At 71.0% G+C, this 13,652-nt stretch carries 12 protein-coding genes; 5 read left to right on the top strand and 7 right to left on the bottom strand.

The window, feature by feature from the left end; translation table 11 throughout:
• Positions 1-79 precede the first annotated feature (79 nt).
• The 5 genes from ACFY0P_RS18350 to ACFY0P_RS18330 form a co-directional block, all read right to left on the bottom strand.
• The gene (locus ACFY0P_RS18350) at positions 80-1,081 is read right to left on the bottom strand and encodes a TerC family protein (RefSeq protein WP_388913564.1); all 1,002 of its coding nucleotides are present in this window, start codon (positions 1,079-1,081) and stop codon (positions 80-82) included.
• Positions 1,082-1,302: 221 nt separating this feature from the next.
• Complete coding sequence (locus tag ACFY0P_RS18345; protein WP_388913561.1) at positions 1,303-3,312, bottom strand: TerD family protein; 2,010 nt, start codon at positions 3,310-3,312, stop codon at positions 1,303-1,305.
• A gap of 170 nt (positions 3,313-3,482) precedes the next feature.
• Positions 3,483-4,061 (bottom strand): TerD family protein, encoded by a 579-nt coding sequence (locus ACFY0P_RS18340; RefSeq protein WP_351485686.1) that lies wholly within the window; start codon positions 4,059-4,061, stop codon positions 3,483-3,485.
• Positions 4,062-4,218: 157 nt separating this feature from the next.
• The gene (gene uvrB / locus ACFY0P_RS18335) at positions 4,219-6,366 is read right to left on the bottom strand and encodes an excinuclease ABC subunit UvrB (protein ID WP_388913558.1); all 2,148 of its coding nucleotides are present in this window, start codon (positions 6,364-6,366) and stop codon (positions 4,219-4,221) included.
• 40 nt (positions 6,367-6,406) lie between these two features.
• On the bottom strand, positions 6,407-7,273 hold the full coding sequence (locus tag ACFY0P_RS18330) for an MHYT domain-containing protein (protein ID WP_388913555.1): 867 nt from the start codon (positions 7,271-7,273) through the stop codon (positions 6,407-6,409).
• A 277-nt stretch (positions 7,274-7,550) separates the two neighbouring features.
• Here ACFY0P_RS18330 and ACFY0P_RS18325 point away from each other — a divergent pair, with 277 nt between their 5' ends.
• Together ACFY0P_RS18325 and ACFY0P_RS18320 are read left to right on the top strand one after the other, a co-directional pair.
• Positions 7,551-8,420, top strand: a complete 870-nt coding sequence (locus ACFY0P_RS18325) for a glycerophosphodiester phosphodiesterase (RefSeq protein WP_388913552.1) — start codon at positions 7,551-7,553, stop codon at positions 8,418-8,420.
• A 51-nt stretch (positions 8,421-8,471) separates the two neighbouring features.
• A complete protein-coding gene (locus tag ACFY0P_RS18320) occupies positions 8,472-9,026 on the top strand; it encodes a methylated-DNA--[protein]-cysteine S-methyltransferase (RefSeq protein WP_388913549.1) in 555 nt (184 codons plus the stop codon).
• Positions 9,027-9,071: 45 nt separating this feature from the next.
• Here ACFY0P_RS18320 and ACFY0P_RS18315 read toward each other — a convergent pair whose 3' ends face one another.
• Entirely contained in the window at positions 9,072-9,500 is a 429-nt protein-coding gene (locus tag ACFY0P_RS18315; protein WP_388913546.1) for a VOC family protein, read from the bottom strand.
• 97 nt (positions 9,501-9,597) lie between these two features.
• Between ACFY0P_RS18315 and ACFY0P_RS18310 the strand changes: the two genes are divergently transcribed.
• Together ACFY0P_RS18310 and ACFY0P_RS18305 are read left to right on the top strand one after the other, a co-directional pair.
• Positions 9,598-10,506, top strand: coding sequence for a pseudouridine-5'-phosphate glycosidase (locus tag ACFY0P_RS18310; protein WP_388913543.1), 909 nt, complete (start codon positions 9,598-9,600; stop codon positions 10,504-10,506).
• A 71-nt stretch (positions 10,507-10,577) separates the two neighbouring features.
• Positions 10,578-11,507 (top strand): carbohydrate kinase family protein, encoded by a 930-nt coding sequence (locus ACFY0P_RS18305; RefSeq protein WP_388913540.1) that lies wholly within the window; start codon positions 10,578-10,580, stop codon positions 11,505-11,507.
• Positions 11,508-11,535: 28 nt separating this feature from the next.
• Here ACFY0P_RS18305 and ACFY0P_RS18300 read toward each other — a convergent pair whose 3' ends face one another.
• Entirely contained in the window at positions 11,536-12,330 is a 795-nt protein-coding gene (locus ACFY0P_RS18300) for a methyltransferase domain-containing protein (protein WP_388913537.1), read from the bottom strand.
• A 186-nt stretch (positions 12,331-12,516) separates the two neighbouring features.
• Here ACFY0P_RS18300 and ACFY0P_RS18295 point away from each other — a divergent pair, with 186 nt between their 5' ends.
• Positions 12,517-13,644 carry a magnesium and cobalt transport protein CorA gene (locus ACFY0P_RS18295; protein ID WP_388913535.1) on the top strand — a complete coding sequence of 376 codons (1,128 nt, stop codon included), beginning with the start codon at positions 12,517-12,519 and terminating at the stop codon, positions 13,642-13,644.
• The last annotated feature ends 8 nt before the right edge of the window (positions 13,645-13,652 follow it).

Here is a 13,652-nt window from a genome sequence, read left to right as displayed (position 1 = left end):
CAACGAAGCATCCGGAGCGGTGGGGCGGCAATGCGCTTCGCACCACTGCGCGGGGTGGTTGTTCCTACGTCCGACGTGGTCAGACGTCGATGCTGTCCTTCGGAGCGCCTTCGCTCGTAGCCTGCGCCGCCTCGGCCGCCGCCTGCTTCCTGGAGGCCCTCAGGCTGGTGATCGTGGTGACGATCAGGACCGCGCAGATCACGCCGAGCGAGACCGGGATGCTGATCTCCGGGACATGGACGCCGGACTCGTGCAGCGCGTGCAGCACCAGCTTGACGCCGATGAAACCGAGGATGATCGACAGGCCGTAGGAGAGGTGGACCAGCTTCTTCAGCAGTCCGCCGATGAGGAAGTACAGCTGCCGCAGACCCATCAGCGCGAAGGCGTTGGCCGTGAAGACGATGTACGGGTCCTGCGTCAGGCCGAAGATCGCGGGGATGGAGTCGAGCGCGAACAGGACGTCGGTCGTACCGATCGCGAGCATCACGACCAGCATCGGGGTCATGACCCGCTTGCCGTTCTGCTGGATCCACAGCCTGGTGCCGTGGTAGCGGTCGGCCACGCCGAACCTGCGCTCCGCGGCCTTGAGCAGCTTGTTCTCCTCGAACTCCTCTTCCTCCTGGTCGGCCCGGGCCTCCTGGATCAGCTTCCAGGCGGTCCAGATCAGGAAGGCTCCGAAGAGGTAGAAGACCCACGAGAAGCTGGCGAGGATCGCGGCGCCCGCGGCGATGAAGACGGCCCGCAGTACCAGGGCTATGAGGACACCGACGAGCAGCACCCGCTGCTGGTACTGCGAGGGCACGGCGAACTTCGCCATGATCAGGACGAAGACGAAGAGGTTGTCGACGCTCAGCGACTTCTCGGTGATGAAACCCGCGAAGAACTCGCCGGCGGGCTGGCCGCCGCCGAAGACGAGCAGGCCGAGGCCGAAGAGTCCGGCCAGGGTGATCCAGACGACGGTCCAGATTCCGGCTTCCTTGACGGACACGTCATGCGGCTTGCGGCCGATGAAGAAATCGACCGCGATCAGGGCGGCCAGACCCAGGATGGTGAGGACCCACAGGGTCACGGATACATCCACTGTTGCCTCCGGTTAGTGAACGGCAAAGATTCGGCGTTGCGCTACCGGAGGTCTCTTCCACCCGGGACGGGCCGGCGCCCCGGGATCCGACCGGATCCGTATTGACGGGTACGCCGCAGCAGACAGGGAGTACTCCCCTCCGTAGGGAAAACAGTACCCCAATCACCAAGGAAAGGTAAAGTGATCGGCAAATAAAGATCAAGTTGCCTGGTCAGAGGACTTTACATGCGCTTGGTACGGGCTGCCGCGACCCGGGTGAGCACCTGCTGGAGCACCTGGCTGCCGGCCGGTACGAGGCCGGGCTCGTACGTCCAGGCATGCCCCACCCACGGGTCGGCCAGGTGATCGTCCGATACCGGCGTGAGTCGCATCAGTGAACGCCAGAGCGGGTCGAGCAACGGGCCGTAGGCGGCGGCGTCCTCACGGTCGGCGACCAGCAGGAGATGGACGCCGACGTCCGGGCCCTCGTCCGCGAGATAACGCAGCTGGGTGACGCCCCGGTCGTCGAAGCCGTGCGGGAAGTCGTTCACGATCAGCAGCTGCCGCGAGATGTCCAGCCCGGGCGGCAGCGCGTCTGGCGCACCGCCCCGCACCGCCATCTGCACCAGGTCGACGCGCTGCGTGAGCCGCCCCAGCACGTCCGCCACACCGGCGGCACCCGTCGCGGGCGGCGCGTCCAGCGCACCGGCCCCCGTCAGCGGTGCGAGCACGGACGCACCGGCACCCGCAGGATCGATGACCTGCACGCCGAACTCCCCCGCCGGATGGACGGCGAGCAGCCGGACCGCGAGTGCCGCCGCCGTCTGCAGGGCGAGGTGCCGCAGCTCACCCGCCTCCTCGAACGGGGAAGCGTCGGGTACGCCGCTGTCGATCCACAGGCCCCGCTCCAGGGGCAGCCGGACCAGCATCGGGATGCGCAGCGGGGCGCTCTCCGGGAGGTGGAGGTCGCCCAGCCGGACGGCCATCGGCGGCTCCGTCGGCACCCGGTAGCCGTGCCAGACCGGGCTGTCCCAGCGGGCGTACGCCGGTGGCAGCGCGGGCTCGACGACCTCGGACTCGGCGGTGAGCTGGGCGAGGTCCCGGTCGAGCGCCGCCCGCGCCTGGTCGACCAGCCGGTCCCGCCGGGCCTGGGCCGCCTCGCGCGCGGCGTCACCCACCGAGCCCAGTCGGCTGCGCGGGTCGGAGAGGACCTGGTCGAGCGCCTTCTCCATGCGCGACTCGGCGAAGTCGACAGCACTGCGATAGGCGGCGGTGGAGCGGGCCAGGTCCTCGAACATGCCCCAGACCTGGTTGTAGAGCCGCTCGTCCATGGACCAGCCGGCGGCGTCACCCGCGACGGGCGGCGCGGGGCCGTCCGCCTGGGCGGGAGCCTCGGGGGCCGGGGGCCGGGACGCGTGGCGGCGCTTCGGATGCGTGTAGTCGACGGGGCCGCCGGTGGGCGTGACGGACGCCGGGCTGCCCGGTCCGCCGGAGGCCGGCGGCCGGCCGTCGGCGGGCGTCGGCTCCGTATCGCCGAGTCCGAGGGACGGGGCGGGCCCGCCTCCGCTGCCACCGGATACCCGGACGTCGTACGGGGACCCGTTGGCCGAGGCGGTGTCCGGCAGGTCGGGGCCGGTGACGGAGGAGGTCGTGCGACGGGATCGGTCGGTGTCCGCGGTGCGGGCCGGGACCGAGCGGGCCAGACCGCGCGCCACCGCTTCCTCGATCCCGCGGGCGAGTTCGGCGGCCTGGGGCAGGCCCTGGTCGGTGAGGAGCCCTGTCAGGCCCTCCGCGTAGCCCTGGCCCACCGCGCGGATCTTCCAGACGGCCTGGCGGCGGTAGAGCTCCAGGGCGACGACCGCGGACTCGGCGTCCAGGCCGGTGAGGGTGTAGCCGGCGACCTCGGTGCCGTCGAGGCCGGTGACCGCGGCGCGCGGTGCGGCGAGGGTGCCGAAGCGGAGCGGACCGCCGGGCGTGGCGGGCAGGGCGATCAGGACGCTGACCCGGTGCACGGTCTCGGGCATGGCGTCGAGGTCGACGGCGAGCCGGTGTTCGGCGGCCGCCTGCCGGGAGACCTCGATCCCGGGCAGTGTGGGCGCGCCCGGATGGGCCACCCCGTCGGTGTCCCGGACCCGGCCGCTCTCGTCGGCGAGGGTGGCCCCGGCGACGACCGGCACGTCGGCCGAGATCCGGATCTCGATCCGGTTCCGCGAGAGCGGATGGTTCTGCCCGCGCACCAGCTCGGCCGCCATTGCCCACGTCCCCCTGTGTGTCGTGTCCTCGTGTGCCGTCGGGCCGCGAGCGCGATGCGGGAAGTGCCGCGAGATGCCGTCAGCCGACTGCGGCGCCGTCGTGGCTGGTCGCGCAGTTCCCCGCGCCCCTTCGGGCGCTGCCGAACCGCGGCGGACTTCGCCGGACCCGTTTAGAGGATCGGCAGGATCGCCGGGACCAGGTCCTGGAAGGTGCGGCCCTTGGCCGGGACGCCCAGGGCCGTCATCGTCCAGCCGGACCCCGAGCGGTGCACCTTCGCCATGATCTGGGCGGTGTACTCACCGCCGCCGTCGAGCGTGTACCGGGCGAGTTCCTGGCCGGTGGTCTCGTCGACCAGCCGGCAGAAGGCGTTCTGCACTTCCTGGAAGGTCTGGCCGGTGAAGGAGTTGACGGTGAAGATGATCTGGTCGACGTGGACCGGCACGCGCGCGAGGTCGACGAGGATGGCCTCGTCGTCGCCGCCCTGACCCGCGCCGCCGACGAGGTTGTCGCCCGTGTGGCGGACCGAGCCGTCGTCGCTCACCAGGTGCCGGAAGAACACGACGTCGACGGGCTGCTTGTCGGCGAACAGCACCGCCGAGGCGTCCAGGTCGATCTCACGGGTGCGCGAGCCGAACAGCCCGCGCCGGGGAGCCGCCTTCCAACCAAGACCCATGCGGACCGCGCTCAGGGAGCCGCCGTCCTTCTTCTCCAGGCTGATGGCCTGACCCTTGGTCATGTTGACGGTCACGGCTGCTTCCCCTCGTCGGATGTCCCCGGTGGCCGCGAAGTGCGCGGCTGCCCAAAACCCTATGCAGCGCCACTGACAGCGCCGAACCCCGGCCCGCGCTTTGTGTCGGTCTTGCAACACTTCGCGCCCTCGCCGGGGTCCGGCCGCGGCCCAGGGGTCAGGCCAGGCCCGCCTCCCTCATCTGGCGCAGTTCCTTCTTCATCTCGGAGACCTCGTCGCGCAGCCGGGCCGCGATCTCGAACTGCAGATCGGCGGCGGCGGCACGCATACGCTCCGTCATCTCCTCGATCTGCTCAGCGAGTTCGGCGGCCGGGCGATCGGTGGGCACCGCTTCCTTGGCCTTGCCCTTGGCAGCCTTGCCGGCCTTCGCACCCTTGGCCGCCTTGTCGCCCAGGGAGGGCACGGGAGCCTTGCCCCCCTTGCCCTCCTTCAGCTTGCGGTAGCCCGAGCCGAGCAGCTGTTCGGTGTCGACCTCTTCGCGGGCGATCTGGGCGACGATGTCGTTGATCTTCTTCCGCAGCGGCTGCGGGTCGATGCCGTTGGCCTTGTTGTAGGCGACCTGCTTCTCCCGGCGGCGGTTGGTCTCGTCGATGGCCTTCTCCATCGCCGGAGTGATCTTGTCGGCGTACATGTGGACCTGGCCGGATACATTGCGCGCCGCGCGGCCGATGGTCTGGATCAGCGAGGTGCCGGAGCGCAGGAAGCCCTCCTTGTCGGCGTCGAGGATCGCCACCAGGGACACCTCGGGCAGGTCGAGGCCCTCGCGGAGGAGGTTGATGCCGACCAGGACGTCGTACTCGCCGGAGCGCAGCTCGCGCAGCAGCTCGACGCGGCGCAGGGTGTCGACGTCGCTGTGCAGGTAGCGCACCTGGATGCCGAGCTCCAGGAAGTAGTCGGTGAGGTCCTCGGCCATCTTCTTGGTGAGCGTGGTGACCAGGACGCGCTCGTCCTTCTCGGTGCGCTTGCGGATCTCGTGCACCAGGTCGTCGATCTGGCCCTCGGTGGGCTTGACGACGACCTCCGGGTCGACGAGGCCGGTGGGGCGGATGATCTGCTCGACGACCCCGTCCCCGCGGGACAGCTCGTAGGCGCCGGGGGTCGCCGACAGGTACACGGCCTGCCCGATGCGCTCCTGGAACTCCTCCCACTTCAGGGGCCGGTTGTCCAGGGCGGAGGGCAGCCGGAAGCCGTGGTCCACCAGGGTGCGCTTACGGGACGCGTCGCCCTCGTACATCGCGCCGATCTGCGGCACGGTGACATGGGACTCGTCGATGACGAGGAGGAAGTCTTCCGGGAAGTAGTCGAGCAGGGTGTTGGGCGGGGAGCCGGGCGAGCGGCCGTCGAAGTGCATCGAGTAGTTCTCCACGCCGGAGCAGGTGCCGATCTGGCGGAGCATCTCGATGTCGTACGTGGTGCGCATGCGCAGCCGCTGGGCCTCCAGGAGCTTGCCCTGCTTCTCCAGCTCCGCGAGGCGCTCCGCCAGCTCCTTCTCGATGTCGTTGACGGCCCGCTCCAGGCGCTCGGGACCCGCGATGTAGTGGGAGGCGGGGAAGACGTACAGCTGCTGGTCGTCGCTGATGATCTCGCCGGTGAGCGGGTGCAGCGTGGACAGCGCCTCGATCTCGTCGCCGAACATCTCGATGCGGACGGCGAGCTCCTCGTAGACCGGGAAGATCTCGATGGTGTCGCCGCGGACGCGGAAGGTGCCGCGGGTGAACGCCATGTCGTTGCGCGTGTACTGGATGTCCACGAAGCGGCGCAGCAGGAGGTCGCGGTCGATCTCGTCGCCGACCCGCAGCGGGACCATCCGGTCGACGTACTCCTGGGGCGTGCCGAGGCCGTAGATACAGGAGACCGAGGCGACCACGATGACGTCGCGGCGGGTGAGGAGCGAGTTGGTGGCGGAGTGGCGCAGCCGCTCGACCTCCTCGTTGATCGAGGAGTCCTTCTCGATGTAGGTGTCCGACTGCGGGACGTACGCCTCGGGCTGGTAGTAGTCGTAGTACGAGACGAAGTACTCGACCGCGTTGTTCGGGAGGAGCTCGCGGAACTCGTTGGCCAGCTGGGCGGCCAGCGTCTTGTTCGGCGCCATCACCAGGGTGGGACGCTGGAGCTTCTCGATCATCCACGCGGTGGTGGCGGACTTGCCGGTGCCGGTCGCGCCGAGGAGGACGACGTCCTTCTCGCCGGCCTCGATGCGCTTGGCCAGGTCGGCGATGGCCGCCGGCTGGTCGCCGCTGGGCTGGTACGGGCTGACGACCTCGAAGGGCGCCACCGTGCGTTCGATGTGGGAAACGGGCCGCATGGGTTCCACCGTACGGCCCCGCACTGACAACCGGTTCTGATCAGCGGTTCTGCGGAGTGCGCGAGCTGTGGTGGCTCTGCTGACGGCCGACGCGGAGCTGCGGACGGCGGCTCGGGTGGTGGGTGACCTCGTCGGCCGGGACGCCGGGCTTGTGCTCCGCGCGGAGCCGGCCGGGCCTGCCCGTGACCATCAGCGGGTCGAAGATCACGACGACGGCCGCCAGGCAGAGGAAGGCCAGCGGGCCGATCAGCATGGGGGCGAGCAGGGAGGCGGGAGAGTCGCCCGGGGACGCCACGCCGGCGCTGTGCAGGTGGACGGTGAGCGCGGCCATGCCGGTGTAGTGCATGCCGGTCACGGCGAGTCCCATGACGAGGCTCGCGCCGACGCTCCACAGGAAGCCGCGGACCTGTCCGGCCGCCCACAGGGCCGAGGTGGCGGCGACGACCCCTATCACGACCGACGCGGCCACCGTGAGCGTGTTGTACTCCAGGGTTCCGTTGAGGCGCAGGCCGGCCATGCCCAGGTAGTGCATCGAGGCGATGCCCAGGCCGGTGATCGTGCCGCCCGTGAAGAGCGCGGTTCCGGTGGCCCCCCGGTAGCCGACTATGAAGATCCCGACGCCCACCATGACGATGGCGAGGCCGAGGCTCGCGTAGGTGAGGGGTTTGTCGTAGTGGATCGGCGTCTCCCTGACGCTGAACCCCATCATGGCGACGAAGTGCATGGTCCATATGCCGGAGCCGATCGCCGCCGAGCCCAGGGCGAGCCAGGCGGGCCGCCAGGAGTGGGCCACCAGCATCGCCCGGGTCGTGCAGCGCAGCCCGAGGGCGCCACCGAGGCAGGCCATCAGATAGGCCACCAGCGGGGTGACGATCCCGTAGCTGAATCCGTCGACCGTGCCCTGCATGCGCGGCTGCCCTTCACCCTTTGCGACCCGGAATATGTGCAATGCGCCCCCGTCCCAGGACCGCCCGAGCGATCAGGGTTGACGCAGAGAGTATGACCCGCACCGGAATGGTCGAACGATTTTCCGGCAAAGAAACACGCCCTTGCCCCAGTTGTGCGGCAACGGTGAGCGGGCTTGGGCGGCTCCATTCAATCTGTGGCCATCCCGTACCCGACCGCTGTTGACTCCCTGCTGTCACTCTGGTGCTGTCCGTATTCTCTCGACGTGAGGAGTGCGCATGCACGCGCGCGCAGTCGCCGCCACGGCCACCGCGCTGTTGGGAGCGGCAGCCCTGCTGAGCCCGGTACCCGCCGCCCGGGCCGGCGACGCCGCCGCGCCCACGGTGCTCGCGCACCGGGGTGCCTCCGCCTACGCCCCCGAGAACACGCTGGCCGCCATCGACAAGGCGGCCTCGCTGGGCTTCACCTGGGTCGAGAACGACGTCCAGCGCACCAAGGACGGCCGGCTCGTCGTCATCCACGACGACAGCCTCCAGCGCACCACCGACGTCGAAAAGGTCTTTCCCGGCCGGGCGCCCTGGAAAGTCAAGGACTTCACCGCGGCCGAGATCGCCCGGCTGGACGCGGGCAGCTGGTTCTCCTCCTCGTACCGCGGCACGCGCGTGCCGACGCTTGCGCAGTACATGCGCCGGGTCGAGCACAACCACGAGAAGCTGCTCCTGGAGATCAAGAACCCTGAGCTGTACCCCGGCATCGAGCAGCAGATCCTCGATCAGCTGGGCAACGAGGGCTGGCTGGACCGCCGTCACCTGGACCGGCTCGTCGTGCAGAGCTTCAGCGCGGACAGCCTGCGGATCGTGCACGGTCTCCGGCCCGCGGTGACGACCGGCTACCTCGGCACACCGTCCGTGGGGTCCCTGCACGGGTACGCGGGCTTCACCGACCTGATCAACCCCTCGGTGGACACGATCTCCGCCGGCTATGTGCAGGACGTGCACTCGTTCGAGGGGCCGCACGGCAAGCGGCTGCGCGTCTTCACCTGGACGGTGAACGACGCGGTCACCACCTGGAAGGCCGTCGGCTACGGCGTGGACGGGATCATCACCAACAGCCCGGACGTGGTGCGGGCCGCCCTGCGCGCGAGCTGACCCGGGCCGGGGCGAGGGGCGTTGTCAGTGGCGGGCCGTACGGTGGGGCACATGGACAGCGAAGGGCAGTACGGGCAGCGGGTGGTGTGGGCCGTCGCGGGCACCGACATCGGTCCGCTGCTGCTCGCGGCGACCGGCACCGGCCTGGTCAACGTGGTGTTCCACGCCACCGACGCGGTGCGGGAGCGGACGGTGGAGCGGCTGGCGGCCCGGTTGGGCACCGAGCCCGTCGAGGATCCCACGGACCCGGTGCTGGCCGAGGCGATATCCCAGCTGGAGGCGTACTTCGCGGGCCGGCGGCAGGACTTCGACCTGCCGCTGGACTGGTCGCTGATCTCCGGCTTCAACCGCCAGGTGCTGCGCGCACTGGCCGCCGGTGTCCCGTACGGCACGGTGGTCGGGTACGGCGATCTGGCGGGGCGCGTCGGGCAGCCCGGCGGGGCGCAGGCGGTGGGCGCGGCGATGGGCGCCAATCCGCTGCCGGTCGTCGTGCCCTGTCACCGGGTGGTGGAGAGCGACGGCGGGATCGGCGGGTTCGGGGGCGGTCTGGAGACCAAGCGGAGGCTGCTCGCCCTGGAGGGTGTGCTGCCCGAGCCGCTGTTCTGAGGCGCACTCCCCGAGTCCTGGTCGTACGGCGCTCCGCGGGCGCGGTCAGCCGTAGTGCCGCGCCTCGACGACGTTGCCGTCGGGGTCCCGGAAGTAGAAGTTGCGCGGGGCCTTGCCGCAGGCGCCGAAGGAGTCGTGCCCGATGTCGGTCATGGGGACGGCGTGTCCGGCGAGGCGGGCGCGCAGGGCGTCGAAGGCGTCGGACGGCAGGGCCAGACAGACGTGGTTCACGGGGTGGCCCGCGCTGTCGGCGGCACCGGGGAGTGCCGGCATGCGCTCGGCGAGGGTGAGCGGCGCGAGGTCGATGATGGTCTCCTCGTTGACGCGTACGGAGGGGAAGGGCACCTCTCCCGCGGTGAACTCGGCGACCCGTAGCGACTCCAGGCCGAGCATCCGCTCGTAGAAGCCGGCCGCGGCGGCCGGGTCGGCGACCCAGAGGACGACGTGGTCCAGACGTGCCGGGTGATTCGTCATGCCGTCCAGGCTGGTGGCGTCCCCCACAGGCGGCAAGCGTTTAGCCGGGTGCGGCCCCCGCCAGAGATGAGGGAAGACCGACGGACAGGAGGCAGGCGTGGTGCTGGTGGTGTCGGAAGAGGTCAGGGAGGCGCTCGACGCGGGTCGTGCGGTGGTCGCCCTGGAGTCCACGATCATCGCGCACGGGCTGCCGCGCCCGCGCAACCTCCAGGTGGCGCTGGAGCTGGAGGACACGGTACGGCGTGCGGGTGCCGTGCCGGCGACCATCGCCGTGCTGGACGGACGGCCCCATGTCGGCCTGGGCAAGGACCAGTTGGAGCGGGTCGCCAACGAGGACGGGATCCGCAAGCTGGGCCACCGCGACCTGCCGCTCGCGGTGGCCGCGGGGGCGAGCGGGGCGACCACCGTGTCGGCGACGGCTCAGCTGGCGGCGCTGGCCGGGCTGCGGGTGTTCGCGACGGGCGGTCTCGGCGGCGTGCACCGGGAGTGGACGGTCACCCAGGACGAGTCCGCCGACCTGGGCCTGCTGGCGCGCACCCGGATCACGGTGGTGTGCGCGGGCGTGAAGTCCATCCTGGACGTGCCGGCGACCCTCCAGCGCCTGGAGACCCTGGGCGTGGCCGTCGCCGGATACGGGACGGATCGCTTCCCCGGCTTCTACCTGTCCGACTCCGGGCATCCGGTCGACTGGACGCTTCGGACCCCGGAGCAGGTCGCGGACGTCATGCGGGCGCAGGACGCCCTCGACGCGGCGGACACGGCGCTGATCGTCGCCAACCCCGTCCCGGAGGCGGAGCAGCTCGATCCCGCGCTGCACGCGCGCGTGCTCGCCGACGCGCTGCACGCCTGCGACGCGGAAGGGATCGCAGGTCAGGCGGTCACGCCCTTCCTGCTCGACTATCTGGTCCGGCACACGGACGGCGCCTCGCTGGAGGCCAACCTGGCGGCCGTGCGCGGCAATGTGGGGCTGGCGGCGCGGATCGCCGCGGCGTGGGCCAGGGGGTGACGAGCGAGCGGGAGGCGGCACCGGACAGGGCTGCGGCACCTGGCGGTGAGGTGACGTCTCACGGGGAGGTGATGTCTCGTGGGGACCGGGCGCCGGGCCGGGGCGGGGCGCTGCTGGTCGTCGGGGACGTCGTCACCGATGTCGTCGCGCGGTACCGGGGGCCGCTCGCGGCGGGTACCGACACGGCCGCCGTGATCCGGACCCTGCCCGGCGGGGCGGGCGCCAATGTGGCCTGCTGGGCAGCCCGTACGGGCTGTGCGGACGTAAGGCTGCTGGGGCGGGTGGGCGCGGACGCGGCCCAGTGGCACGAGCGGGAGCTGGTCGCCGCCGGGGTGCGGCCCCGGCTCGTGGTGGACCCCGAGGCCGCGACGGGGACGGTGATCTGCCTGGTCGACAACGGTGCCTCGGCCGAGCGGACCTTCCTCACGGACAGCGGGGCGTCCCTGCGGCTGGAGCCCGCGGACTGGTCGGACGCGCTGCTCGACGGGGTGGCCCGGCTGCATCTCTCCGGCTATCTGCTGTTCTCCGAACCGAGCCGGGCACTGGTGGCGACGGCGCTGACGGCGGCGCGCGCGCGTGGTGTGCCGGTGAGCCTGGACCCGGCATCGGCCGGGTTCCTCGTGGCGCTGGGCGTGGACCGCTTCCTGGCGCTCGTCGAGGGGGTCGACGTCCTGCTGCCGAGCCGGGACGAGGCCTGTCTGCTGACGGGGCTGCCCGATCCGGCGGACGCCGCGGCCAAGCTGAGCCGCCAGGTGCCGCTCGTGGTGGCCAAGGCGGGGGCGGACGGCGCGCTGGTGGCCAGGTCGGGCAACGTCCTCGCACGCGTCCCGGCCGCGTCGGCGACGCCCCGGGACACCACGGGCGCCGGTGACGCCTTCACCGGGGCGTTCCTCGCCGCGCTGGTCGCCGGCGCGGATGCTCAGGAGGCAGCGGTACGGGGCTGCCGGGCGGGCGCGCGGGCGGTGGAACACGTGGGCGCGAGACCACCCGCCCGCGACTGACCAGGGCGCCCGCCGGGAAGCGGCGGGCCTACGCCTTGCGGCCCCACGCCGAGATCATCGGGGCCGTGGCGAGGTCCATGCTGCCCGTCGCCACGTTGGCCAGGTGCTGGTCGATGTCCTCGTCGGTGGCCAGGCCGGCCGTGACGAGCCGGTCGCGGATCTGCCGGACGGTGGCGGCCTCCAGGGCGGTGCAGGCGGGCGACGCGACGGGGAAGTAGGCGTCGGCCGCCACGTCGTGCAGCCCGGCCTCGCGGAGCAGCCGCGGGAGCTTGCGGCCGTACGACAGGTCGGCGCCGCGTTCGGCGAGGAGCTTGCGGAAGCCCTGGCGCAGGCGGTTGGCGAGCTGCTGCTCGGGGCCGTACTCGTAGGGGCAGGTGAGGGGTTGGAGGGCGGGGTCGGCGTCCTCGATCAGCAGTCGGCCGCCGGGGCGCAGGGCCTTGATCATGGAGCGCAACGCCCGCTCCCGGTCCGGCACATGGACCAGGACCAGCCTGGCGTGCACCAGGTCGAAGCCCTCCCCCGGCGGCTCCTCTGCGCCGACGTCGTGGGTACGGACCTCGACGGGCCCGTGGGCGGCCGCGGCGAGCAGCGAGGTGTCGATGTCGGTGGCGACGACCCGGCCGGTCGGCCCGACCTTCCCGGCCAGCCAGGACACCACGGAGGTGCCGCCGGCCCCGACCTCCCAGCAGCGCCGGCCCGGCCCGAGACCGAACGCCTCGAGGTGGCGGAAGGTGGTCGGGTCGAAGAGTTTCGCGAAGGCGTCGAAGCGCTGTCCGGCCTCGCTCTGGCGGTTGTCGAGGAGATATCCGTCGGCCTCTGTCATGAAGGGATGATTTCAGTTGCCCGGCACACGGCTCGGGAACACGGGTCGGGAATCCCGTTGTCCACAGGCTGGAACCAACCGGAACTCGCCGTTCCCACAGGCTTACCCGTGTCTCACACCGGGCTGGCAGACTTGCCGGACAAGGCGGGAAGCGTTGCGCGAGTGGATCCACGCAAGGAGATCCGGATGACGATGGCAGGGAATCTGCGGAAGGTCACAGGGCTGGGCAGGGCCGGCGGCCTGCGCAGGGTGGCGCGGCTGGCCCGGCGGCGGCCCCGCGTCGACCTGAACCATCACGCACGGTCCCCGCTGGGCTCCTCGGTGGTCAACTGCGTGACGTACGAGGACGGGGTGCGGGTTCCGGAGTGCAGCGATCTGTTCTCCGCCGTGGAACGGGTGCGCAAGAGGGGCGACGGGTTCGTCTGGCTGGGACTGCACGAGCCGACGGACAGCGAGTTCGCGGGCATCGCCGAGCTGTTCGACCTGCACCCGCTGGCCGTGGAGGACGCGGTCGAGGCCCATCAGCGCCCGAAGGTGGAGCGGTACGGCGAGACGCTGTTCGCGGTGTTCAAGACGGTCTGCTATGTCGAGCACGAGAAGCTGACGGCGACCAGCGAGGTGGTCGACACCGGCGAGATCATGGTGTTCGTCGGCGAGGACTTCGTGATCACGGTACGGCACGGCAGGCACGGCTCGCTGGGGCCGCTGCGCGAGGAGTTGGAGGCCACGCCGAGCCAGCTCGCCAAGGGGCCGGCGGCGGTGCTGCATGCCATCGCGGACCATGTGGTCGACGACTATCTGAACGTCACGGACGCGGTTCAGGGCGACATCGACCAGGTCGAGGCGGCGGTGTTCGCGGAGAACGGCGCGCGGACCGACCCGGGCCGGATCTACCAGATGAAGCGTGAACTCCTGGAGCTGAAGCGGGCGGTGGTACCGCTCGCCAGGCCGATGGAGGAGCTGACCACCCGGCCGATACGGGTGATCGAACCGGAGATACAGGCCTACTTCCGGGATGTGCTCGACCACCTGATGCGGGCGAAGGAACAGATCGCGGCCTTCGACGAGTTGCTCAACTCCATCCTCCAGGCGCATCTGGCGCAGGTGACGGTCGCGCAGAACGAGGACATGCGGAAGATCACGGCCTGGGCCGCGGTGATCGCCGTGCCGACGATGGTGTGCGGTGTGTACGGCATGAACTTCGATCACATGCCGGAGCTGCACTGGCGGTTCGGCTATCCGCTCGTCATCGGCGTCATATCCGTGGCGTGTCTGGTGCTGTACCGCGGCTTCAGGCGCAACGGCTGGCTCTGAGCCGTCCG

The organism is Streptomyces sp. NPDC001714 (genome assembly GCF_042892755.1).
Lineage (GTDB): Bacteria > Actinomycetota > Actinomycetes > Streptomycetales > Streptomycetaceae > Streptomyces.
The sequence above is the reverse complement of the archived record's forward strand: the minus strand, read 5'-3'. Positions and strand labels throughout refer to the sequence as shown.

What these genes read in the sequence shown, in the direction of transcription:
- ACFY0P_RS18325 (WP_388913552.1), top strand. Translation starts at nt 7,551, where the DNA reads ATGCACGCGCGCGCAGTCGCCGCCACGGCCACCGCGCTGTTGGGAGCG.
- ACFY0P_RS18300 (WP_388913537.1), bottom strand. Translation starts at nt 12,330, where the DNA reads ATGACAGAGGCCGACGGATATCTCCTCGACAACCGCCAGAGCGAGGCC.
- uvrB (WP_388913558.1), bottom strand. Translation starts at nt 6,366, where the DNA reads ATGCGGCCCGTTTCCCACATCGAACGCACGGTGGCGCCCTTCGAGGTC.
- ACFY0P_RS18305 (WP_388913540.1), top strand. Translation starts at nt 10,578, where the DNA reads ATGTCTCGTGGGGACCGGGCGCCGGGCCGGGGCGGGGCGCTGCTGGTC.
- ACFY0P_RS18320 (WP_388913549.1), top strand. Translation starts at nt 8,472, where the DNA reads ATGGACAGCGAAGGGCAGTACGGGCAGCGGGTGGTGTGGGCCGTCGCG.
- ACFY0P_RS18295 (WP_388913535.1), top strand. Translation starts at nt 12,517, where the DNA reads ATGACGATGGCAGGGAATCTGCGGAAGGTCACAGGGCTGGGCAGGGCC.
- ACFY0P_RS18345 (WP_388913561.1), bottom strand. Translation starts at nt 3,312, where the DNA reads ATGGCGGCCGAGCTGGTGCGCGGGCAGAACCATCCGCTCTCGCGGAAC.
- ACFY0P_RS18330 (WP_388913555.1), bottom strand. Translation starts at nt 7,273, where the DNA reads ATGCAGGGCACGGTCGACGGATTCAGCTACGGGATCGTCACCCCGCTG.
- ACFY0P_RS18315 (WP_388913546.1), bottom strand. Translation starts at nt 9,500, where the DNA reads ATGACGAATCACCCGGCACGTCTGGACCACGTCGTCCTCTGGGTCGCC.